This window comes from Actinomadura macra NBRC 14102, from assembly GCF_001552215.1.
Taxonomy (GTDB): Bacteria; Actinomycetota; Actinomycetes; order Streptosporangiales; family Streptosporangiaceae; genus Spirillospora; species Spirillospora macra.
Genome location: NZ_BCQT01000038.1, coordinates 1 through 19,646, shown reverse-complemented (window position 1 = coordinate 19,646; position 19,646 = coordinate 1). Strand labels below are relative to the sequence as shown.

22 protein-coding genes are annotated in these 19,646 nt (G+C 67.2%); 7 read left to right on the top strand and 15 right to left on the bottom strand.

What is annotated here, in order from left to right:
* A partial coding sequence (locus AMA02S_RS43770) for a hypothetical protein (RefSeq protein WP_218005291.1) occupies positions 1 to 301 on the bottom strand: 301 nt, incomplete at its 3' end.
* A gap of 133 nt (positions 302 to 434) precedes the next feature.
* Between AMA02S_RS43770 and AMA02S_RS39315 the strand changes: the two genes are divergently transcribed.
* A complete protein-coding gene (locus AMA02S_RS39315) occupies positions 435 to 1,895 on the top strand; it encodes a pentapeptide repeat-containing protein (RefSeq protein WP_067470073.1) in 1,461 nt (486 codons plus the stop codon).
* A 476-nt stretch (positions 1,896 to 2,371) separates the two neighbouring features.
* On the opposite strand, the gene AMA02S_RS41110 is transcribed toward AMA02S_RS39315, so the two are convergent.
* Positions 2,372 to 2,671, bottom strand: coding sequence for a pentapeptide repeat-containing protein (locus AMA02S_RS41110; RefSeq protein WP_084266069.1), 300 nt, complete (start codon positions 2,669 to 2,671; stop codon positions 2,372 to 2,374).
* 338 nt (positions 2,672 to 3,009) lie between these two features.
* Between AMA02S_RS41110 and AMA02S_RS39310 the strand changes: the two genes are divergently transcribed.
* Complete coding sequence (locus AMA02S_RS39310) at positions 3,010 to 4,377, top strand: hypothetical protein (protein ID WP_084266068.1); 1,368 nt, start codon at positions 3,010 to 3,012, stop codon at positions 4,375 to 4,377.
* Between the two features lie 86 nt (positions 4,378 to 4,463).
* On the opposite strand, the gene AMA02S_RS39305 is transcribed toward AMA02S_RS39310, so the two are convergent.
* Together AMA02S_RS39305 and AMA02S_RS39300 are read right to left on the bottom strand one after the other, a co-directional pair.
* Positions 4,464 to 4,796 carry a tyrosine-type recombinase/integrase gene (locus AMA02S_RS39305; protein ID WP_067470071.1) on the bottom strand — a complete coding sequence of 111 codons (333 nt, stop codon included), beginning with the start codon at positions 4,794 to 4,796 and terminating at the stop codon, positions 4,464 to 4,466.
* 63 nt (positions 4,797 to 4,859) lie between these two features.
* On the bottom strand, positions 4,860 to 5,702 hold the full coding sequence (locus AMA02S_RS39300; RefSeq protein WP_157431150.1) for a hypothetical protein: 843 nt from the start codon (positions 5,700 to 5,702) through the stop codon (positions 4,860 to 4,862).
* Positions 5,703 to 6,416: 714 nt separating this feature from the next.
* Between AMA02S_RS39300 and AMA02S_RS43170 the strand changes: the two genes are divergently transcribed.
* Positions 6,417 to 6,602: a Tn3 family transposase gene (locus tag AMA02S_RS43170; protein ID WP_067470067.1), complete on the top strand. Its 186-nt coding sequence runs from the start codon at positions 6,417 to 6,419 to the stop codon at positions 6,600 to 6,602.
* 145 nt (positions 6,603 to 6,747) lie between these two features.
* On the opposite strand, the gene AMA02S_RS39290 is transcribed toward AMA02S_RS43170, so the two are convergent.
* From AMA02S_RS39290 to AMA02S_RS39275, 5 genes are all read right to left on the bottom strand, one after another.
* Positions 6,748 to 7,428, bottom strand: a complete 681-nt coding sequence (locus AMA02S_RS39290) for a recombinase family protein (protein ID WP_067470066.1) — start codon at positions 7,426 to 7,428, stop codon at positions 6,748 to 6,750.
* 15 nt (positions 7,429 to 7,443) lie between these two features.
* Positions 7,444 to 7,995 (bottom strand): hypothetical protein, encoded by a 552-nt coding sequence (locus AMA02S_RS39285; RefSeq protein ID WP_067470065.1) that lies wholly within the window; start codon positions 7,993 to 7,995, stop codon positions 7,444 to 7,446.
* A gap of 411 nt (positions 7,996 to 8,406) precedes the next feature.
* Entirely contained in the window at positions 8,407 to 9,138 is a 732-nt protein-coding gene (locus AMA02S_RS39280) for a hypothetical protein (protein WP_067470063.1), read from the bottom strand.
* A 649-nt stretch (positions 9,139 to 9,787) separates the two neighbouring features.
* Positions 9,788 to 9,952 carry a helix-turn-helix domain-containing protein gene (locus tag AMA02S_RS44835; RefSeq protein ID WP_281181967.1) on the bottom strand — a complete coding sequence of 55 codons (165 nt, stop codon included), beginning with the start codon at positions 9,950 to 9,952 and terminating at the stop codon, positions 9,788 to 9,790.
* The gene (locus tag AMA02S_RS39275; protein ID WP_281181966.1) at positions 9,916 to 10,257 is read right to left on the bottom strand and encodes a recombinase family protein; all 342 of its coding nucleotides are present in this window, start codon (positions 10,255 to 10,257) and stop codon (positions 9,916 to 9,918) included. The genes AMA02S_RS44835 and AMA02S_RS39275 overlap by 37 nt, the downstream gene beginning before the upstream one ends.
* A 275-nt stretch (positions 10,258 to 10,532) precedes the next feature.
* On the opposite strand from AMA02S_RS39275, the gene AMA02S_RS39270 reads away from it, so the two are divergent.
* Positions 10,533 to 11,423, top strand: a complete 891-nt coding sequence (locus tag AMA02S_RS39270) for a PIN domain-containing protein (RefSeq protein ID WP_067470075.1) — start codon at positions 10,533 to 10,535, stop codon at positions 11,421 to 11,423.
* A 204-nt stretch (positions 11,424 to 11,627) separates the two neighbouring features.
* Here the strand turns inward: AMA02S_RS39270 and AMA02S_RS39265 are convergent, their stop codons facing one another.
* On the bottom strand, positions 11,628 to 12,062 hold the full coding sequence (locus tag AMA02S_RS39265) for a recombinase family protein (protein WP_245668037.1): 435 nt from the start codon (positions 12,060 to 12,062) through the stop codon (positions 11,628 to 11,630).
* A gap of 550 nt (positions 12,063 to 12,612) precedes the next feature.
* Between AMA02S_RS39265 and AMA02S_RS39255 the strand changes: the two genes are divergently transcribed.
* A complete protein-coding gene (locus AMA02S_RS39255; RefSeq protein ID WP_067470059.1) occupies positions 12,613 to 13,584 on the top strand; it encodes a sugar phosphate isomerase/epimerase family protein in 972 nt (323 codons plus the stop codon).
* Between the two features lie 15 nt (positions 13,585 to 13,599).
* Positions 13,600 to 14,262 carry a hypothetical protein gene (locus AMA02S_RS39250; protein WP_157431147.1) on the top strand — a complete coding sequence of 221 codons (663 nt, stop codon included), beginning with the start codon at positions 13,600 to 13,602 and terminating at the stop codon, positions 14,260 to 14,262.
* Between the two features lie 52 nt (positions 14,263 to 14,314).
* Here the strand turns inward: AMA02S_RS39250 and AMA02S_RS39245 are convergent, their stop codons facing one another.
* Both AMA02S_RS39245 and AMA02S_RS39240 read right to left on the bottom strand, forming a co-directional pair.
* Complete coding sequence (locus AMA02S_RS39245) at positions 14,315 to 15,385, bottom strand: tetratricopeptide repeat protein (RefSeq protein WP_157431146.1); 1,071 nt, start codon at positions 15,383 to 15,385, stop codon at positions 14,315 to 14,317.
* Between the two features lie 147 nt (positions 15,386 to 15,532).
* Positions 15,533 to 16,474 (bottom strand): Tn3 family transposase, encoded by a 942-nt coding sequence (locus AMA02S_RS39240; RefSeq protein ID WP_084266067.1) that lies wholly within the window; start codon positions 16,472 to 16,474, stop codon positions 15,533 to 15,535.
* 847 nt (positions 16,475 to 17,321) lie between these two features.
* Here AMA02S_RS39240 and AMA02S_RS39235 point away from each other — a divergent pair.
* The gene (locus AMA02S_RS39235) at positions 17,322 to 18,146 is read left to right on the top strand and encodes a hypothetical protein (RefSeq protein WP_067470050.1); all 825 of its coding nucleotides are present in this window, start codon (positions 17,322 to 17,324) and stop codon (positions 18,144 to 18,146) included.
* Between the two features lie 111 nt (positions 18,147 to 18,257).
* On the opposite strand, the gene AMA02S_RS39230 is transcribed toward AMA02S_RS39235, so the two are convergent.
* The 3 genes from AMA02S_RS39230 to AMA02S_RS44830 all read right to left on the bottom strand — a co-directional run bounded on the left by AMA02S_RS39230 (position 18,258) and on the right by AMA02S_RS44830 (position 19,447).
* Positions 18,258 to 18,572 carry a helix-turn-helix domain-containing protein gene (locus tag AMA02S_RS39230; protein ID WP_067470048.1) on the bottom strand — a complete coding sequence of 105 codons (315 nt, stop codon included), beginning with the start codon at positions 18,570 to 18,572 and terminating at the stop codon, positions 18,258 to 18,260.
* Between the two features lie 386 nt (positions 18,573 to 18,958).
* Positions 18,959 to 19,318, bottom strand: a complete 360-nt coding sequence (locus AMA02S_RS39225; RefSeq protein WP_067470046.1) for a helix-turn-helix domain-containing protein — start codon at positions 19,316 to 19,318, stop codon at positions 18,959 to 18,961.
* A gap of 3 nt (positions 19,319 to 19,321) precedes the next feature.
* Positions 19,322 to 19,447 carry a hypothetical protein gene (locus AMA02S_RS44830; protein WP_281181965.1) on the bottom strand — a complete coding sequence of 42 codons (126 nt, stop codon included), beginning with the start codon at positions 19,445 to 19,447 and terminating at the stop codon, positions 19,322 to 19,324.
* Positions 19,448 to 19,646: the final 199 nt, after the last annotated feature.

Here is a 19,646-nt window from a genome sequence, read left to right as displayed (position 1 = left end):
AAAACGACGAGATGATGTCGGTGGGCTGGCGACACGTACTTGTCGGTAGTCGGCGACGTGCAGCGCGCGGTGCAAGGCGTGAGTCACTGACAACAACTTGGCGCGGCGTACTGACAACGCCTTGTCGCTCAACAGTCGGCGGATCTTTTGTCCTGAGATCGGCGGACACTCTGTCCGGTGGTTGGCGAAGCTGGTGTCCGGTGAGGGCGCGCACGCCGATGCGGTGCGGGCCGGTGTCGCTGTACAAAATCCCGGCCTCCTTCAGCGCACCCGATCGCAGCCTGGTGGCGCGGGTCGACATGATGATCTCCGTAGTGCTCGGAGACGCAGGTGTCAACGATGATCGTCAGTTTTAGACGTGGACCGGGCGTCCGGATGCGGGCAGATCGGCGGCTCTGCGAGCGCGGCCGGGGCGGTGTTCGTAGGTTCGCTGGATGGGTGAGGGAACGCCGGACGGCGAGACGGGCGACGGCAGCGCACAGATGGAACGGGCGCGGGCGCGGCGGTTAGAGCGGCGGGCGCGGGTGGTGCTGGCGGTCGTCGGAGTGGTGGTGACTGTCGCGGTGGCGTGGATCTTAGGGCCGGGCGCGCAGTGGTGGCTGGTGCATGTGGACAGCGTCAAGGTCGGCGGGAAGGGCGGTTTGGAGGGCAAGGATCTGGCGGATGCGCTGGACACCGTCCGGGGCCGGGCGATGACGATGGGCACCGGGCTGCTGGCGGCGGTGGCGATCTACTACACCGCCAACAACGCCGTCTCCGCGCGCCGCTCGGCCCAGGCCGCGAGCGAGGGCGTGGAGGCTGCCCGGCGCTCGGCCGAGGTCACCGAAGCCGCGCAGTTACGCACCTTCGAGCTGACCCAGCAGGGGCAGCGGCAAAGCGAGGAGGCTCAACGCCGCACCCACGAGCTGACCGAGGAAGGGCAGCGGCGTACCCACGAGCTGACCGAGCGCGGGCAGAACACCGACCGGTTCACCGCCGCCGTCGCGCAGCTCGGCGACACCACTCCCGCGGTCCAGCTCGGCGGTGTGCACGCCCTGGCCGGCCTGGCCGACGACGCGCCCACCAAAGAGTTCCGCCAGACGTGCATCGACGTGCTGTGCGCGTTCCTGCGCCTGCCCTATGACCTCGACCCCGGAGACGACCCCGCCGACGGCCAGGACCCGGCCGTGCACGCCGAAGCGCGCAAGGCGTACCGGGCGGTTCGCGAGGTCCGCCACACCATCATCCGACTCATCGGCAACCACCTGCGCCAGGGCGCCCCGGTGTCCTGGCAGGGCCACGACCTCGACTTCACCGACGTCGTCTTCGACGGCGGCGACCTCCACGGCGCCGTCTTCACCGACGGCAGCGTCTCCTTCCGAGACGCCCGGTTCGAGGGCGGCACGGTCGACTTCGTGGGCGTCCGGTTCGTAGGCGGCACGGTCAACTTCGTGGGCGCCATGTTCGTAGGCGGCACGGTCAACTTCATGGGCACCCTGTTCGTAGGCGGCACGGTCAACTTCGGGCTCGCCCGGTTCGAGGGCGGCACGGTCAACTTCAGGAGCGCCCGGTTCGAGGGCGGCACGGTCAACTTCAGGAGCGCCCTGTTCAAGGGCAGCACGGTCGACTTCAGGAGCGCCATGTTCGTAGGCGGCACGGTCAACTTCGTGGGCGCCATGTTCGTTGGCGGCACGGTCAACTTCATACATGCCCGGTTCCTAGGCGGCACGGTCAACTTCGTGGGCGCCCGGTTCCTAGGCGGCACGGTCAACTTCGGGCTCGCCCGGTTCGAGGGGAACGCGGTCATCTTCAGGAGCGCCCGGTTCGAGGGCGGCAAGGTCGACTTCGAGGAAGCGAGTGGGCGTCGGCCCGGAGGGCTGCCGGACGGCATGGCGGATCATCTGTCGCAGTCATGATCGGTATTGAGACATCGCGGGCCACCGCCGTCGAGATCCTGGAGGAGATCCCGCTCATCGGGGCCGCATGACCTCCACCACCAGTGCCGGTTTCATGGATCCGGCCACGGCCGAGGGGCCCCTGGTTGGGTGGCGAGGGCCCGCGCGAGGTCGGCCAGTTCGGCGCCGTCCAACCGGCACCGTCGTCCCGGCGTGGGCGTGCTCATGGTGGTGGTCATGACACCGAGGTTTCCGCCGGCGGGGCACCCCGAGAAGTGGATGACGTTCTGTGGATAACCAGGGTTTCGGTGACGGACGGTGGCCGCTGGGAGGGGCCGGAACGGCCGTTCAGGGAGACCGGTGCGCTGACCTGCGAGGATCGAGAGCGGGTGACCGGACAGAGTCGCTGTACTGTCCGGTTAAGCCATCGGCGGCGACCGGCACGACCCGACCACGGGCGGGGCCGCCGGCCCCCGGCCGGTCGACCGGCCGGGGGGCTAGAACCGGGTGTGCTCGTTCACCTCCGCCACCGCCCGGACCTCCGCCTCCGACACCTCTCTGACACCTCGCAGGTCCGCGACCTGCAGGTCCGCATCCCGCAGGTCCGCATCCCGCAGGTCCGCGCCTCGCAGGTCTGCACCCCACAGCTTCGCGCCCCGCAGGTCCGCGGCCCACAGCTTCGCGCCCCGCAGGTCCGCGCCCCACAGCTTCGCGCCCGGCAGGTCCGCGCCCCGCAGGTCCGCGCCCCACAGGTTCGCGTTCTGCAGGTTCGCGCCCCGCAGGTCCGCGCCCCACAGGTTCGCGCCCTATTAGATCTTGGTTGCCGAATTTTCTTGATCGCGGCTCTCAGATCGTCTCTCGCTGGCGAACCGGGCAAGGGGAGAGCCATGGGTTCCTGGAGCGGGGGTCCGGGCGCTCGTCCGCGCGCCGTCCCGGGGGCGGCCCGGCGCGCGGCATGCCAAGCGACGTGAGAGCGTCAGCGGGCTGCGACGCAGGGCGTCAGCGACCGCGACATGAGAGCGTCAGTCGTCGCGACACGAGAGTGTCAGTAGATTGTGGGGCTAGGGCAGACCAAACCAGTACCAGCTACCCCAAATGCCTCCCGCTGTAGGCGGGGAACGGCAGACTCGGGACTGTGAAGTCCACTACGAGGCCAGAGCCGCTGCCCCTGTTCACCGGGGTTCCCCTCACCTGGTCCATCGGCCTCGAGGAGCCTTGGAAGAGCCGCTACGCCGTTTCTAGTAAGGACGGCCCCCGCCTCAACCTTGATGGGGAGCTCCGGACCGGCATGTCTTATGGCAAGCTCCTGATCGGGATGGACCTCGCCTCCTACTTGGGGAAGCGCCTGGAGGCTGCTCAACAGGTTCTGATCAGCTGGGCTCCTGATGAGCTACTGGCTGCAGCGGAAGCCGACGTCGTCAAATACCTCGTGGTCGAGCACTCGGTCGAGTGCCCCACACTGCACCGTGATCTGATCGTTCAGCTACCCCTTGAGGAACTGGATGGCCGGACGGCGCTCCAGCATCCCCACCGGAAACGTGTTGTTATTGCCGTTCCCTTTGACGGTGATCCGGGGGTGTTCTGGCTGAGGGCCAGCACCTACTCCACCCACCAGCCTCGGGCCGATGTGGACGAGCAACACCTGTACCTAGTCTGGGAAGGCGATCGCAGCAGCCCGCAGGTTGTGCGGCACCACTTCGACGTCCAGTTGGACAGGATCGACGAGCACCTGGCATGGTCTCGAAACGATCTTGAGGCATATCCCGGCCGGCTTCGAGCACACCTCGCGCAATGGGTGATTCAACGGCGAGAAGAACTGCTGTCCAACCGGCACCTCGAAGCCGGGCTGGGCTTCCCCATCCATCAGCGAATGGATGCGGCCAAATACTCGGTACCGGTGACACGCCGGGTGATCACCCGGCCGCGCCCCACCGCGCACGGCCCTTTCACACCCGAGCCGGTGCTGGCCGGCGCCGACTACGAGGCTGCGCTCGAGGTCCTGCGCAACGCCCGTAACGCCCTGGAACGCTCGCCGTCGATGACAGCCACCCTCAACGAGGAGAAGATCCGCGATTTGCTGCTGGTCTCCCTCAACGCCCAATTCGAGGGGAAAGCCGCAGGTGAGGTATTCAACGGCACAGGCAAGACTGACATCTTGATCCGGGTCGACGACCGCAACGTGTTCATCGCCGAGTGCAAGATCTGGCACGGGCCGAAGACCATCCGCGATGCGCTCGACCAGTTGCTTGGATACCTGGTGTGGCGCGACACAAAGGCAGCATTGCTGATCTTCGTGCGTGCTGACGACACGACCGCGATCATCGGCAAGGCCCTCAGCGAAATCGAGAGCCACCCCAACCACAAACGCACGGTCGGCTCCACCGGCGAGGGCGAACGTCATGACTTCGTCTTCCACGCCCGCCACGACGTGAACCGTGAGATCCGGCTCGCCTTCATGCCGTTCGCTCTGGGATCCCGGACGACAGGAGCCGCCTGCCAGTAGTCTCGCCCGCTGCCCAGTGTGCGGTGAGCGTGAACGGACGTGTCATACGCCGCAGGTCCCGACACCCGCTCGTTCGTGCCCGGGAGCTATTCGTCGACGGGGATGCGGCGGATGGCGCGCTGTTTGTCGTGCTCGGTGGGCAGACTGTAGCGGCGGACGGTCTCCAGGCTGTGGCCGAGGAGCTCGGCGACCACGACGATGTCTTCGCCGCTACGGACCATGGTGGTTCCGGCGGTGTGCCCGAGGGTGTGAGGGGTGAAGGTGGCGTCGATCCCGACTTCGAGGCCGGCGTCTTCGCCGATGGCGACCAGGATGTCATAGGCGCCGCGCACCGATAGGCGGCCGCCACGGGCATTGAGGAACAGGGCGGGGCTGGCGGCGCCGGGCCAGTGGGCGCGTTCGGTGCGCCAGTGGTCCAACCCTGGCGGCGGGTTTCGTCGTCGCGGCCGCGCGACGAACCACCGCGCGGCCGCGACGGCGCGTCAGCGGCGTTTGCGGGTGCGAGGTTGGGCTCGGCGGAGTTCGCGGTGGTGCAGTGCGACCTCGGCCAGAGCCTGGCGGCGGGTGGCGTAGGTGCCGGTGGCAGAAATCTTCGGGCCGTGCGCGGAGTGGGCCTGCCAGCGGGAGGTGAAGGTCTTCTTGGCGGCGTGGCCGATCCGCTCACCCTCGTACACCAGGTGGTAGCGGCCGGTCCCGGGCCACTCGGCCATCCGATAGCCCTCCCCCAACTCCGGGACCGGCCGCAACCGCCGCACGAACTCACGCTCCTCCCGGCCGCCCTCGTCCTCGCCCTCATCCTGAGCCTCGCGCTCGGCGGCCCCCTGGTCCGGCTCCTCCGGATCGGGCAAAGGCCGGCTTTCCGTCACGGCCGCACCGATTTCGTCACGCCCAGGTCCGGCACCGATTTCCGTCACGGACACCAGGATTTCGTCACGCGACACCGGTGCGGGCGCAGGTGCGGCCGCCGAGGTGCGGACCAGTGCGCCGAGCGCGTCCAGGGTGCGCTGAGCATGGCCGAGCAGCTCGGCGGTACCGTCCGGTCGCAGGTCCCCGGCGCGGCCACCGTCGATCGCCACCGCCAGGTGCGCGGCCACCTCGGCCAACCGCGCGGCCAGGTCCGCAGCCGAGGCGTCGGTGCCCGGCATGTCGATGGTTGTGGCCGGGGCGGCGTGGACCGGCGACGGCGCGGCGGCTGCGGCGGCTGTCGCGTTCTTGCGCCTGCGGTACGCCTTGGCCTTGCACGCCGCCGAGCAGTACCGGGCCGGACGGCCCCGGTCCCGGACCGGCACCGGGTCACCGCACGTCCCGCACAAGGTCGCCACCACGCACTCCCCTTTTTTCGTCACGCCATCGACCGTCACGAAAAGATTAGCCGCCCACCGTCACGAAAACCAGGAAAACACCGTGACGAAATCTGCAGCGGCAGCTGAGCAGAGGTCCGCGGGAACCCGGACACCTGGCGCGCACCAGGGGAGGCGCCCCTCTCAGGGAGGGAGGGGCGGAGCGCTGTTTCAGGGCTCCGGCTTTTCCCGTTTCGCGTCGTGGATATGTATCTCGCCTACGTTTTGGGCCTGGACCATGGATCCGCCCACGCGGTTATAGGAGGCGTTCTGACCTCCCGCTCGGCGCCTACCGCTTCTTCTGCTGCCTTGTGTCTCTCTCAACTCTGGTAAATATTCTCCTGCCATGCATTCCAGGATGCGTACTAGCAGGTCAGCGGCCCCGCAGGCTAGCCGCGCGAAGAAGATCAGAGACACAATAAAGGCTGCCGCAACCAGAATATAAGTGAAAGAAGGGACACCAGCGGAGAGCTTTTGGGCAGCCTGACACCAGTATAAGAATCTGAGGGGTGCAGATAATTAGGGATTATTTCCCCTGCCCTTTCCAGATCAAAGCTCTCCTCTTTGGCAGCCTCTCGGAATCAAGGTGTGGTCACATCGATCACTCTCGGTCGTACAGCCCCGCGCCTCGTAGCGTACTCGCACGGGGACACGCGCGGCTGGGGCCGTTCCGATCCTCCTCGCGGGGGCCTTCAGGTCGTGGAGAACTGGAACTCGGCCAACACCGACCTGTTCTACGGCAGCGCCGGCACCAGCCCCGGCAGCGACAAGGAGCACCAGGAGGTCTCCATGCTCAGCCTGCACCTGCTCCAGTCCACCCTGGTGTTCATCAACACCCTGCTCGTCCAGTCCGTTCTCAAGGACCCCTCTGGCAGCAGAAGGTGACCGACGCCGACAAACGCGGCCTGTCGCCGCTGTTCTGGTCCAACGCCAACCTCTACGGCACGATCGACATCGACATGGGCCGCCGCCTCGACCTGGGCCTTGCGGCCTGACCATCAGAGCCAGGCCGTTCGACCGGGTCACCGCGTCATGTTCGCTCCATCATCCCGACTGAGCGGGCGGGACACTCTGGTCGGGGAGCAGGCCATGCAGCGCGCTGCGCACGGCCACTCGGCTTACTCCGTGCCTGCGGGCCAGGGCGGCGATCGAGACGCCCTGGTTGCGGAAGGCGTCGCGGACGTCGGCGAGCTGATCGCCGGTCAAGGCGGGCGGGCGGCCCCGGTACCGGCCGGCCCTCGGCTTCGGCGGCAGCGATCCCCTCGTCGGTCAGTTCGTTCTGCAGGTCGCGCTGGAACTGACCGACGGCGGTGCTGACGTTGATGAGCAGGTCGGTGGTCGCGTCTTTGGCCGCCAGGTCAGTGAAGTTCGGCAGGGGTCCGGACAGGACGCGCAGGGCGACGCCGCGGGCCAGGCACCAGGCCCGCACCTGGTGGATGCCGACCAGGTCCCGGCACAGGCGGAACAGCTCCGAGACCGTCAAGGCGTCGCCTGGATTGGCGGCGGTGGCCACCTTGGCGAACGCGGGCCGCTCCAGCGCGGGGATCTTGGAGGTGGTCGCGGGGTCCTCGAACAGCAGCACTCCGGGGGCTGGGTGGAATCCTTCGGCGGCGCCTTCGCTCCGCACCAGCAGACCGGCCTCGGTCAGGATGTGCCGCTGCCGGAGCAGGGACTGGGTCGCGGTCGACGACCGGGAGTACACGATCTGCACGGTGCTCCTTGGGCGTCAGCCGATGAGGTCGGTGGTGCGGCGGAAGGTGGCCGCGGCGGCCTCCAGGTCGGCCAGAGTCCTGTTCCAGGCGGCGGTCTCGTCCTGGCCCATGTCGACCCAGCCCTGGTCGCCGAACTCGCGGGCGAACGCGGCCAGGTGTTCTGCAGTCTCGGCCAGCTGGTCCAGGACGGTCCCGACGCTCATCCCCCCGCTGGGGCCGCTGCGGAACCGGTAGAGCAGCAGCGGGAGGTCGGCGGCTGCAGTGGCCATGGCGGTGGCCTGACGCTCAAGCCCCTTGTTGATGTTGGTCAGGCTCGCGCGCCATCCACTGTCGATCAGTTCCACGGCAGGGAAGAGCCCGGCGTTGATCCCCGCCTCCAGGTAGTTGCGAGCGGTGGGCAGACCGGCCTCTCGGTCCTCGTCGGTCAGCTCCTCCCACGTCGGAAGGTTGACGCAGTCGTGGGCGAACCGCTGACGAGCCTTGGCCAGGGCCAGCACGCGCGGGTCGTCGAGCGGGATCTTGGGCAGCGGCGCGGCGCTCTCCTCCAGAAGGGTTCGGACCCCCATCCTGATGTCGTCAAACCCTGTCGTCAATCAGAACGCGAATCTGACGCCCGGAGACGGCCATTCGTCCACTGATGTCCGATTTCTAGGGTGCTACCGAAAGGGTGTCGGGAAACCAACTAATCCCGACACCCTTGATGAGCTACCTGGCGGCTGGGGACACGTTCGGGAGCGGAGGGCCGACTACCAGGAAGCTGAACCAACACCGCAGCGCAGAACCGGCTTCGGTTCCGCCAGCGACCCATGGGCGACAGGCAGTGGAGGTGGCGGCTTCAGCGACGACCCGCCGTTCTAGCTCTCGAACGGGTCCCGGGGCGCCACGGCGCGGAGCCGAACCGACGCCGGGACGGTGAGGCCGGACGGCGGAAGACAGGCCCGCCTGAGCGGAGGGCGAGGGGTCTCACATAATGCGGGTCAGGCGAGATTGCCGCGTTTGGCGGGCTCTTGGATGGTGTCGATGTTGAGTGTGTAGGTGTTGCGGATGCGTTCGATGTCGAAGTCGTCTGGGTTGATGGGCTGGCGTTTGACGGTGACCAGTCCGAAGGCTTCGAGTTCCTTCATTCCTCTGGTACGGGTGTCGTCGCTGAGCCCGTACCGGTCTTTGAGGATCTTGGGACTGATCCACACTGCGGGAGCGTCTTCGTCGAGTCTGCCGGGCCCGTACTGCTCAAGGAGCATCAGGTAGAAGGCGAGGCCGGCCCCCTTGAGCATGGAGATGTAGCCGTTGGTCCACATCTGCTCGGGGATCTGGACGTAGAGATGCTTGGGTCCGGCGGGCTTGTCGCGGAGACGTTGGGCTGCCGAGCCCGGAGGTTCGTAGTCGCTGCCGTCGCCAGTCTCGTTCAGGACGGTGATCTGACTGGCGGAACCTGGGTTGGTTTTCACGAAGATGAACTTGTTGGCGGCTAGCCAGCGAACGGCATCGTTGACCCGCCTGACCCCGGCCGTCTCGGGTTTGTCCAGCCCGAGCAGCCGGGCCCACGCCTGGGATGGGTAGTTCAGCGGTACGGCCCTGCGGCTGTCGGTCTGGAACCACAAGAGGCTTAGCATGAGGCGGAGTCGGACGTCTCCGCCGCGTCCCCCGCGCAGCATCCGGGCCAAGGGCGGGAACGCCTCGTCCGGCCCTCCGCGGGCGATGAAGTCCATGCGGAGTTGCGCGCTCCGACGGGCGCGTCGTGCTGCCGCCTTGGCGCTCTGCAACGCGGTCTGGAGCGGTTCGGACTGGTCCTCGACCGAAGGTGATGACGCTTGCACCGGGCTGATCTCCGTAGCCAGAGTTTTGGAAGTATGGAGAGTATAAAACGTACTTTAGTTGCCGTCGAGTAGGTAAGAGGTAAGCCGCTGAATCCGTAAGGGGTAAAGTCGCTCAGTCGGTGTCTTACCCGCCGATTCGGTGGTGGTTCCCCCGCTGTACACCTCAGAGGCGAGGTTGCCTTCACTATCACGGTACCGCTACCGTCGAAGACAGGTCCTCATGAGAGCGTCGATCAAGGGGTTAGTTCACCCCGTTCCGGATCGGGGCGGGTGTGCGGATCTAGAGGAGTCCTGGCCCCTCGGGAGCCTGTGCCTCGTCTCTGTGCCCTGGAGAAAGCCAAGGCGTGCAACAGGTACAGGAGGGTTCTCCACCGGGTGGTGCCTCCCGGTCCCCTCTTGCCAGGACGATCCCGGAACGGCCGCCACAGCCTGTGGCGGCCGTTCCGCGTTCCAGGGATGCTCTGAAGTCCGATGAGGTCGCCTCACGGACCGGTTGCAGACCCTGCGGGGAATCGGCTCGTGAATCAACTTGGCGACGCCGTCACGGTGTTCGATCAGGATCCGGACTGCCCTCGATGGCGGCAGCGGGAAGCTGGACGGCGCGGGGGCGGCCCGTGGCCTCGGGGGCGTGTTTGTAGAGCGTGGAGCGGCTGACGCCCAGCAGCCGGGCTATGGAGGACACCGATTCGTCCGGGCGGGTGAGCAGGGTGCGGGCCTGGCGGACCTGTTCCGGGGTGAGCGCTGGGGGCGGCCGAGGCGCTGCCCGCGGGGGCGGGCGGCGGCCAGGCCCTCGTTGGTGCCCTGCACGATCAGCTCGCGGATGAACTCAGCGAGTGCGGCGAACACGTGGAAGACCAGGCGGCCGCCGGGGGTGGTGGTGTCGATCGCCTCGTGCAGTGACCGGAACCCGATGCCGCGCTTGCGCAGCCCGGCCACGAGCGCGATGAGGTCCTGCAGGGAGCGGCCGAGGCGGTCCAGAGACGGCACCACGAGCGTGTCGCCGGGCCGCATGTAGGGGTGGCGTTAACGGACGTGTCATCAGCCGCAAACGAAGTGATGTACCTGCTCAGCGAGGTGCCACGGTGGGAGCGACAGGAAGTGGAGACCGCCGGGCGTCGGGTGCCAGCGGGACGCGAGCGGAGGCCTTCCCCGAGGCGGATGTAAGCCTCCGAGGCGGGTTGGACCGGATGGTGGTAGCGCTGGTGCGTACCCGGGGGGCGGGTGCAGCTTCGGACAGCAAGAAACCCAGCAGTGTGGCTGGTGCGTATAGGTCAGGATGGGTGTTCATGAGTTCTAAGAGCACTCGGCTCACCTATCGGGAGCGACTGACCGCTGAGCTAGAGGCGATGCGGGGCGACTATCACGCGATCGTCGACGACTCCGCCATCGTGAACATCGATCTCAACCGGACGCACTCAGAATGGGGGGATTTCATCGGGTTCCCCATCTGGGGGTGGGCGCCCAGCGACGACGATTTGCAAACCGCACGCATGGAACTGCTGGGCCGGTTCCGCGTCTGGAGCCCGCGGTTCCGCCTGCTGTTTCCCCACGCTACTCCGGAGGTCGAGCAGAGCATGAACGAGGCGCTCGAACGACTCCATGACTGGCTGGTCCGTGAACCTGGCTCCCACGGCGTTCCGGGCTCCATCGAGCGCGCCCGGCAGCAGCTCGGGGAGACCTTTGACCTCTTGATCCGCCTTCTCACGCTCCTGCCGTCCGATGACTTCAGGGTGCGATTGACCGTCGACACCAACACCCTCCTCGACGATCCCAACATTGCCGTTCACACGGTCAGCCTGGGAGGCCGCTACATGGCCCATCTGCTGCCGGTGGTCCTACGCGAGATCGACGACCTGAAACGTAACGGCCGCAACCAGGACGTCCGCGACAGCGCCAAGCGCGCTGACAAGCGACTCAAGGGCCTGCGCACCAACGGTGACGTCCTTGCTGGCATCCGCGTCGCCGGAGACGTCCACGCGATCTTCGAGCACGTGGAACCTGCCAGCGACGACCTCCCTAGCTGGCTGAACCTCGACGTTCCCGACGACCGCTTCGTCGCCTCAACGCTGCTGCTCCAGTCTGCCCACCCGGGATCGGCCCTATACGCCGCGACTGGTGACCTGAACCTGCAGACCAAACTCGTCGCAGTCGGCCTCCCTTACATCGAACTCCCTTGAGCGTGGCCCACGCCCGCCACTGACCTGCGGCAGGTCAGGAGCAACAGCCGTCAGCGTGTGCGTCGGCGGGCGGCGGGGTCGGCGTCGGCGGTGATGCGGGCGGAGGTGTATTCGGGGCTTGGGCAGCAACCGAACCGTCAGTGGCGTTTGCGAGCCCTCGCAGCGCGCGTTACCGCCACTGGCGGTTCCGATGGGGGTGGCGAGTCAGCCTTCGTCTGAGGTCTTGGCCTCTGCCAGGGTCTTGTGGACGACGCCGACGGAGACCTTCACCCCGGCGGCGATGGTGCGGATGGATTCGCCGCGCCGTCGGCGGTCGAGGATCGCGGCGCGCTTGTCGTCGTCGACGACGGAGCCTCGGCCGCCGACCTTGCCTTGCTTGCGGGCGGCTTCCAGGCCGTTGAGGGTCTTCTTCATGATGTCGCGCCGCCGGTCCTCGGCCAACGCGAGCGCGAGGTCGAGGAGGAAGGACCGTTCGGTGTGCTCGCCGGCCGCGATGCCCTCCAGCACCTTCACGCCGACACCCTGCTGGAACAGATCGTTGAGGACGATCAGGCCCTCCAGGAGGTTGCGGCCGAGCCGGTCGACCTCTTGGACAGTCAGCAGGTCGCCCTCGCGGATGTAGGACAGCGCGGTGAGCAGGTCCGGCCGGTCGGCGGTGACGAGTTTGCCGCTGGTCTTCTCCTCGATGACCTTGAGACAGATCGGGTCGAGGGCGTCGTGCTGCCGTTAGGTCTTCTGCTTGTCGGTGCTGACCCGGACCAGGCCGATGAGTGCCATCGAGCCCTTACCTCCGTTCATTAAACGCCCCGTGCGACGTATCTGAACGGTAGCGGAGGGCGGGCGGAGGTGAACGGGAAAACGAACACTCGAAACGGACACGGTGAACGGAGTCCCTGATGCGGCCCTTCCTCCTGCCGGTGTTCGTCAAACGTTCGTTAGACGAACGGCTCCAGGGCAGGGCGACTCCGCCTACCACTGCCCATCCATCTGGAACGGAGGTCGCCACGCATCCCCGCACATGACCTGGCCGACGACAACGCTCGGGAATGTGACCTAGGTCATATGCCAAGTGTCCTCGGATGATCATGTTCTGTGTGGCTCTATCCAGTGACGCGCAGCGCCGGGCGCATCTTCGAGTGGGCCGGGTGAGGCCAAGCAGACAGCCGATCACCGACAGAGAGGTATCGCCATGAAATTGGGAGTGCTCACGGCCGCGCTGGGCCAGATGTCGCTGGAGCAGATCGCGGCCTGGGCGGCGCGGGCCGGGTACCAGGCGCTGGAGGTGGCGGCCTGGCCGGTGGGCAACGAACACGTTCACCAGGCGGCCCACCTGAACGTGGCCGCCTTCACCGGCGACGATGCCGCGGGTGTGAAGGAGTTGATGCGTGCCAACGGCCTGGCCATCAGTGCGGTGACCTACTGCGGCAACAACCTGCACCACGACCGGTCCGAACGCGACCGCGTCCACCGGCATCTGCGGGCCTGCATCGACGCCGCCGCCCTCCTGGGCGTCGGCAAGGTCACCACTTTTATCGGCCGTGACGTCACTCTGCCGGTCGCAGACAACCTCAAGGAGGCCGAGCAGCACCTGCCCCCGCTGACCCGGTACGCGGCCGAGCGGGGGGTGGCGCTGCTGGCCGAGAACTGCCCGATGGAGGGCTGGCACCCCGACGGCTATCCCGGCAACCTGGCCTACTCACCCGAGCTGTGGGACTGGATGGCCGAGCTGGGCTTCGGCCTCACCTACGACCCTTCTCACCTGCCTTGGCTGGGCATCGACCCGCTGGACGCCCTCCACCACGCCTTGGACGCCGGCATCGTCGGCCACGTCCAGGCGAAGGACATCCAGATCGACGAACGCGCCCGAACCCGGTACGGCGTCTTCGGCAAGACCGCCACCCGTACTTCCCCCACCGATGTCGGCTGGTGGCGCTACCGCGTGCCTGGCCGCGGCCAGCTCGACTGGAACCTGATCATCGACACCCTCCACGCTGCCGGATACAACGGCGACATCGCGGTAGAGCATGAGGACCCTGTCTGGGGAGGCACGCTGGAGCGGACCTTGCACGGCATGGACATCGCCGCCGACACCCTGCGGCCCTTCATCGTCACCGCACCGCGGCCCGGGCTCCGGCCCGACCAGCCGACTGAGAACCGTTGAGGGATGATCACGATCATGAGCGGAAGCGGCCGCACCGCGGCTGGCGCAGGCCCGGCGGTGTACCGGGCGATCGTCTGCGTCGACGTGCAAGACTTCAGCGATCACCGCCGCACCCACGACCACCAGATCACGGTGCGCAACGGTCTCTACCACTCGCTCGACCGCGCGTTCGGCCGGGCCGGGGTGGCATGGTCCAGGGACTGCTACTGCGAGGACCGCGGCGACGGGGCACTGATCCTGGTGTCCCCGCACGTACCCAAAAAGCTCCTGGTCGTCGAGGTCATTCAGGAACTGGCCGCGGCGCTGGCCGACCACAATCACATCCACGACGAGTACGCACGGATCCGGTTGCGGATGGCCCTGCACGCCGGGGAGGTTCACCACGACGCGCACGGCGTGGCCAGCACCGCCATCATCCTGGCCACGCGGCTGCTGAACGCCGCACCGCTCAAGCAGGCCTTGGCCCGGTCGTCCGGCGCGCTCGCCGTGATCGCATCACAGCAGATTTTCGAGGACGTCATCTGGCACACCGCGGCCAGCCGCCCGGCCTCGTACCGAAAAGTGCAGATCCCGGTCAACCAGACTGAGACAACCGCGTGGATCAGCCTGCCCGACAACCCCTGCCGCCTCTGCCCGCCTGACGCGCAAACCACCCCAGACCAACCACGACCAGCCTAGGAACGGCGGCCCTGGGCCGGGGGCTACCGGCCCCGGCCCAGGAGCCGTCCCATCACCAATTGGGGAGCGGCGGGTGCGGTTTGCCGACGCGGTTCGCCTTCTGGACCTCGCCGAGCCAGTTGAGCCACCGGCCGGTGCCGCGCGTTATGGGATGAGATGAATCGAGCCGCCGGGTCTGGAGGTCGAGGATCTCGGCCAGGTCGCGGCACGCTCGGTCGAGGGCACGGTCGTCGTGGGACTCGAGCCGCGCTTGCGCGATCCGCCAGTAAAGACGGGCCCAAAGAGTATCTGGGTGGCAGTCGCGCTGGACGCGCTCACGGATGTTCAGGAGGGACTCCAGCAGGACGAGCGCCCGCTCCAACTCCCCGGCCAAGAAGAGAACCCGTATCTGCGAATGCATCGCATCGAGGGTGTCGGCATGGTGCTCCCCAAGGATTCGGGTCCGGTCGGCGATGACGTGGGCGTAGGCACGCACCGACTCCTGAGTCCGGCCCATGCGGCCCAGCAGCCAGGCGTTCCTGCACAGGGCGTGCAGCAACTGCTCCTGGGCTGCTGCACCGGCCAGATGCGACCTCAACGCGGCGAACTCCACCTCGGCCTCGGGGAACCGGCGCTGGCCTGCCAGCGCCCAGCCCAGCAGGAGCCTCGTCTGTGGGTCGGCGGCGCCGAACTGCCGCTCGTTCTCGGCCACCCTTCGCAGGATCGTCTCGGACCGGTCATGCGCACCGAGTCCGGAACAGACCTCGGCCCATACACGCCGCGCCTTCAACACCATGGGTCGGGAAATCTCGGGACGCCGATGGCGCAATGACGGCAGATGCCAGCGAGTGCATATGAGTAGTTCCCGAGCCTCGTGTTCGGCCCGATCCTGGACCATCGCGCTCGCGACCGCAGTGGTCACCTCCACGATGATCATCGATTGCTCCGGATTGAAGTCCAGGGCTTGCAGCCTGGACAGCCGCTGCCGGAACTCGGTGACCTCGGTATCGAACTGGCGGCGGTCGTCAGAGCCGACCGTCCTCAGATCACCGCCATGCTCTGCCAGCCAGGTCCGCACCGACTGCGCCTGCCCCCTGATGCTGTCCACCTCTCGGGACCGGTCACGGGCTTTCTTCGGTTCCATGGGCGTGAAGCTCCCGTCTGTCTCTGTGTGTTTGGACTCGCCCGGCCGCCCGAGGGCGCTCCGTGCGTCACTGGATAAAGCCCCACGAACCATGGTCATTTACTGAACTATAAATGTGACCTAGGTCACTCTGGCGACTTAGAGGGATCAGATCTCGTCGTCGTCCTCGGCGTTGTCAGTGTCACGTAGATCGCGGATGGCGCCGGGGGCAAGGTCGGGGAGAGCGAAGGTGTAGGTGCCGTGGACGCCGAGGTGGGAGTGGACGAACGGCGATAGCCGGGCCATGTCCTCGTCCCGGACCGGGTAGCCCTGGGCTTTCATCTGGCGGATGGCGGCGTCGAGATAGACCGTCGTCCAGAGCGTCGCGCAGTTCAGCACGAGGCCGAGGGCGCCGAGCTGGTTCTCTAGGCCGTGTTCGTACCGGTGGTGGAGCTCGCCCTTCTTGCCGTGGCAGATCTTCCGAGCGAGGGAGTGGCGGTTCTCCTGGAGGTTGCGGATGTCCTTGATGTCGCGCCGGTAGGTCTCGTCCACGTCGATGAACTGCAGGATGTGCAGGGTCTTGAAGATCCGTCCGTAGGAGGCGATCGCCTCGCCGAGCGCGGTGGGGTGGCCCTCGCGCTGGAGCATGGTGACGACGTCATAGGCGCGCACGGTCCCGGTGTAGATCGAGGCGACGACCCGGAGGATGTCCTCCCAGTTCCGCTTCACCTTCCGCAGGTCGATCTTGCCCCGGGCGAAGGTGTTCAAGGGCCCGTAGTCGGCGGAGCCGTTGATCCGCCAGCCCTTCTGGTCGGGCAGGTCCGCCAGGGCGGGCCGGTAGGAGATCCCGAGCAACTCGAGGAGGCCGAAGACAAGGTCGCTGTAGGAGCCTGTGTCGGAGACGACGATCTCGGGCAGGTCACCGCCGTCCAGGCCGAAGATGACATCGACCATGTGCAGGGAATCCCGGATCGTTCCCGACACGACCTTCGCGCCGCGCCCCATACCGCGATCATTCATGGCGTTCAGCCAGGTCATGCCGCGTTTCAAACCGAAGTATTTGCGGTTGGGCCTGGTTCCCGCCGCCCTCCTCGGCTCCCCACTAGGCAACCAGCCACGCCATCTCCGCCCACGCGTCCGGCTCTTCTGAAGCGCGGTCCGCCCTTACCTCGCCAGAAGCCGGGTGACCTACCCCGCGCCACTCCCCCGACAGGCCTCCAAGCAGCCGCTGCGAAGACGGCCATCACGCGGCGGCACCCGCACCGACAGGCACCCCCGTCTCGGCCCCACCAGCCGAAGGTCTTGTCGGTGCGGGCTGGCGCTATGCCGGGCACCACCCGGGCGCGGAGCCTGTCAGCGCCCGCTCCTCGCTCAAGGCTGCGGAGATGATCTGGCGGCCCACCACCGGATCCACTCTCCCACCCATGGCGTAAAGACCATTTTTACGGCCCGCTCCCCGTCATCGCGGCGCTGCGCATCGCCCGTGAGACCACGGCGGCGGGCCGCGTTCCGGTCGAGGCGGATGCCAGTGGCGGGTGCCCGGGCTTTCGTGAGGCGATCGGTGACGTGGCCCCGAACTCCCGGGAGTCGCCAGGCCGCCATGGGCACGCGCCCGTATGAAAGGTGCCGAAGGAGTGGAGGTTTTGTCTCCTCTCGCCGATTGTGCTGGTATCACGGGATGCAGGCGGCGATGAGTAAAAGTCCACAGTTGGAGGACTCTTTTCCGCATCGTCGCTGGTCACAGTTCATCTCGGGGGCGGGCGCGGCGATCATTGGCATCTTCCGGACGGCCACGATCTGGTAACGCTCCGCACAGGGTCCTATTGTCGGGTAAAGAGTAAGCAAATCGGGGAAAACGGGAATTGATCATGAATCTTGTGATCGCTGACCGGAGATGTTTGCGATAGCCCTCCTTGAGCGATCATTTCCGGCCGGCGGTGGGGAGGTGCCGGGGGAAATGGTGGGTCTCACGTGGGCGATCGCCGGGAAATGGGGGGCGTCGTTCGCCGTGTCCTGCCTGGTGGCGTTCCTGTGTCTGGAGGTGCGCTGCCGGGGCCAGCACCGGCTGTTCGGCCGGTCGAGCCGCTGGTGGGCGATGGCCGTCATCCTGGCCACCGCGGCGGCGGCGACCGCGTGCGGCAACCTGGTCGCGCTGGCGTCGCCGACGATCTGGGGCATCGGCGGTTCGGTGGCGGCGGTGGGGGTTCTGCTGGCCGGTGAGGTCAGACGCAGCGTGCAGGCCCGGCAGGTGACCGAGGCTCCGCCGACGCAGCTGATGATGATCGCCAGCGTGGGGATCGCTGTGCTGGTGCACCGGTTGGAGGAGTCCTTCCGGCCCGACCGGCTGGCCTGGGTCGATCAATGGTTCCCCGAGCCCAAGTGGCTGGAAGGCAAGCACGGCCCGGCCGAGATCCAGGCGGCGGCCGATGACTTCTTCCGGCAGCTGATTCGACAGGCCAGCGACGACACCGCCGCTCCGCAGCGCGCCGCGGAGCTGAGGCAGGCGCATGAGGAGATCCAGGACCGCCTCACGCTGGCGTCGCTGTGCGAGCAGCACCCCCGGCCCCAGCGTCTGCTCACCGAGCTCCAAAACCGCAACCTGCACAACATCGGCAGCTACCAGACCAGTGCCCGCCGGGGGGAAACGGATCGGCTGCAAAGCAGCCTGTGCTCTGATGCGATGCAGGCTCTGCAGGCCATGCTGCTGTGCGCGCACCGCTGGGGCTACAGCCTGCGCGCCCTGGCCCCCCAGACCGCGCCGCAACCGGCCACCAGTAGCTGACCATTCCCCCGCCACCCACCGCAGGGCGCTGGCGGGCGCTGGCGGCAGCAGACCCCTGCAAGCACCATGCGGTGGGTGACGCGGTCGCAGACGGCCCGGTGGGGCGGGGTTTCAGGCGAGACCGGGCGGGGCGGGCGGCGCAGGCGGGACCCGGTCGGTCCACGGGTGCATCTGCACCTCCAAGCGCGCTCCCAGCGCCACCACCACTGCGTCCAGGGTCTTGAGGGTGAGGTTCTCCCCGCCGGACAGGATCTGGCTCACCCGACCGGGAGAGACGTTCATCTTGTCGGCGAGATGTGATCGCTGGATCCCGTTCTCACGCATGTACCAGACGACCTCGTTGATCACGGTGTCGGTGAGGCTGGACTGCGGATACCCGAGATGACCTGCGGCTTCTGCGTTGCTACGCCGGGTGCGGAACACCATGACGCCCCATCTCCCTCTTCAGGATGACTACGCCAACTTTAGCTTCCCCTAAATGTTTAGTCAAACCTAAACTCGTGAAAGTTCGGCATCCCCGCCCTTGGAGAGCGAATCGACAAGGATCCGCCCAATAGACCCCGCACCAACAATCCACCAGATCCCACCAGCGACCGCGGTCTCCGTTGATGACCGGCGTCACCTGCGCACACCCGCACCGGCTCAGCGGAACGACGCGGCCACCACGGGCAGGGCACGCACGTCCATCTCCCACCCGCCGTAACGATCCGTTGCCTCTTCTCCCCCACATCGCCGGCTACCTGATCGCCACCCCGTCGACACGACACTGCTGGTGGTCGGTGTCGGGGGTCCACGCCGGCATTGTGCGCAGGTCATCGGCCGCGGGAGGGATGCTTGATGACGCCGCCGGGCGACAGGGTGACGGTCCTGGGTCTGCCTTCTCCGACACGGCGCTTGCGGGCGATGGCCAGGGCGATCTGTTCGCGTTCGGCGCGGCTGGGCCAGGTGCCGCCGATGTCCTCGGTGAGGCCCTTGGCGTCCGGGATGTGCAGGTATCCCCGGTTGTTGGAGATCAGCCCCTCGACCCGCAGGTCACTGAGCACTCTTTCCAGCGAACGGCGGGTGATACCGGCCCAGCCGGCCATGGTCTCGGGAGGTATCCAGGTGATGGGGCTCCAGTTGTTGCGCAGCAGCAGTTCCTGGTTGGCCACGTACATCAGGATCTGCGCCACCCGCTACCGGGTGGGCACGCCCAGCAGGTAGGCCACACGAGTCTCGGCCTGGGCCGCCTGGGCCTGGGCGTCGGCGGCCAACGCCTGCCATCCCTGACGGTCGTGCAGGAACTGCACGAACTCGGTCACGGCGAGCGGCGCGAGCCGGGTGCGCTGATCGAGGGCGATGCCCCTGAAGCGGTGGGTCCGGTCGGGGTCGAAGACCGCGCACCAAAATCCGCGACCTCGAACGCCTCAACCCCGGCATGAAAGTCACCCTCGTCCCCACCACCGCCTGACCCCCGCGCACAGCCTCATCTCCCTCCCCCGGCCAAACCCACCCGCCGGG

Excerpts from the sequence above, each read along its gene's own strand:
- AMA02S_RS39280 (WP_067470063.1), bottom strand. The coding sequence starts at position 9,138 with ATGGACTTCATCGCCCGCGGAGGGCCGGACGAGGCGTTCCCGCCCTTG.
- AMA02S_RS39255 (WP_067470059.1), top strand. The coding sequence starts at position 12,613 with ATGAAATTGGGAGTGCTCACGGCCGCGCTGGGCCAGATGTCGCTGGAG.
- AMA02S_RS39285 (WP_067470065.1), bottom strand. The coding sequence starts at position 7,995 with ATGGGGGTCCGAACCCTTCTGGAGGAGAGCGCCGCGCCGCTGCCCAAG.
- AMA02S_RS39230 (WP_067470048.1), bottom strand. The coding sequence starts at position 18,572 with ATGGTGTTCCGCACCCGGCGTAGCAACGCAGAAGCCGCAGGTCATCTC.
- AMA02S_RS39270 (WP_067470075.1), top strand. The coding sequence starts at position 10,533 with ATGAGTTCTAAGAGCACTCGGCTCACCTATCGGGAGCGACTGACCGCT.
- AMA02S_RS39315 (WP_067470073.1), top strand. The coding sequence starts at position 435 with ATGGGTGAGGGAACGCCGGACGGCGAGACGGGCGACGGCAGCGCACAG.
- AMA02S_RS39245 (WP_157431146.1), bottom strand. The coding sequence starts at position 15,385 with ATGGAACCGAAGAAAGCCCGTGACCGGTCCCGAGAGGTGGACAGCATC.
- AMA02S_RS39235 (WP_067470050.1), top strand. The coding sequence starts at position 17,322 with ATGGTGGGTCTCACGTGGGCGATCGCCGGGAAATGGGGGGCGTCGTTC.
- AMA02S_RS39250 (WP_157431147.1), top strand. The coding sequence starts at position 13,600 with ATGAGCGGAAGCGGCCGCACCGCGGCTGGCGCAGGCCCGGCGGTGTAC.
- AMA02S_RS39275 (WP_281181966.1), bottom strand. The coding sequence starts at position 10,257 with ATGCGGCCCGGCGACACGCTCGTGGTGCCGTCTCTGGACCGCCTCGGC.